At 71.1% G+C, this 1,473-nt stretch carries 1 protein-coding gene; it reads left to right on the top strand.

Features of this window, described 5'->3' with window-relative positions; translation table 11 throughout:
- Nucleotides 1-1,473 (top strand): DUF7507 domain-containing protein (locus ACZ7LB_RS31935; protein ID WP_471473189.1); only part of this gene is annotated, 1,473 nt, incomplete at both ends.

The following is a 1,473-nucleotide window of genomic DNA, read 5'->3' as shown; positions in this document are numbered from 1 at the left end:
CTACACGGTCACCCAGGCCGACGTGGACCAGGGCTCGGTGGAGAACAGTGCGACGGCGACGGGTACGCCGCCCTCCGGTGAGCCGCCGGTGTCGCCGCCGTCGAAGACCATCGTCCCGGCGCCGCAGGAGCCCGCTCTCGCGGTCGTCAAGACCGCCTCCGCGGACAGGCTCGTCGCGGGCGAGGAGGTCACCTACCGGTTCGCCGTCACCAACACCGGCAACGTCACGCTGAAGGACGTGAAGGTCGACGAGGGCGACTTCACCGGCCACGGCAAGCTCGGCGACATCGACTGCCCCGCCGGGACGGCCTCCCTCGCACCGGGCGACACCGTCCTGTGCACCGCCCTCTACACGGTCACCCAGGCCGACGTGGACCAGGGCTCCGTGGAGAACAGCGCGACCGCGACCGGTACACCGCCCTCCGGTGAGCCCCCGGTGTCACCGCCGTCGAAGACGACGGTGGACGCGCCCAGCGAGCCCGGCCTGTCCGTCGTCAAGTCCGCCACCGGCGGTGCGGAGGGTGAACTCGTCGTGGGTGAGGAGATCACCTACGCCTTCACCGTCCGCAACACCGGCAACGTCACCCTCACCGACATCAAGATCAAGGAAGGTGACTTCACCGGCCACGGCAAACTCGGCGACATCGACTGCCCCGCCGGGACGGCCTCCCTCGCACCGGGTGCCACCCTCACCTGCACCGCCGCCTACACGGTCACCCAGGCCGACGTCGACCAGGGCTCCGTGAAGAACACCGCGACCGCGACCGGTACTCCGCCCTCGGGCGAGCCGCCTGTCTCGCCGCCGTCCGAGGTGAGCGTGCCGCAGGACCCGAAGCCCGCGCTGAGCGTGGTCAAGAGTGCCGGCGACGACACCCCCGCCACACTCGTCGCGGGTGAGGAGATCACCTACCGGTTCACCGTCACCAACACCGGCAACGTCACCCTCACCGACGTCAGGGTCAAGGAAGGAGAGTTCACCGGCACCGGCAAGCTCGGCGCGGTCGACTGCCCCGAAGGCGCCGCCTCCCTGGCGCCGGGTGCCACGCTGACCTGCACCGCCGCCTACACGGTCACGCAGGCCGACGCGGACGCCGGATCGATCACCAACACGGCCACCGCGACCGGCACCCCGCCCTCCGGCGGGACACCCGTCTCCCCGCCGTCCGGGGTGACCGTCCCGTCCGACGGACGGGCCCAGCTCACCCTCACCAAGACGGCCGACGTCACCGACACCGACCGCGACGGACGAACCGGCACCGGCGACCGGATCGACTGGAAACTCCTGGTCGCCAACCAGGGCACCCTGACCGTCACCGACATCAAGGTCTCCGACCCCACCGCCGGCGACGTCACCTGCCCCGCCACCAGCCTCGCCCCCGGCGAGACCATGGAATGCACCACCAAGCCCCACACCATCACCACCGACGAGGCCGCCACCGGAAAGGTCACCAACACCGCCACCGCCTCCGGCCG

The organism is Streptomyces sp. NPDC107521 (genome assembly GCF_055598485.1).
This window is presented reverse-complemented; position numbering and strand designations above follow the sequence as displayed.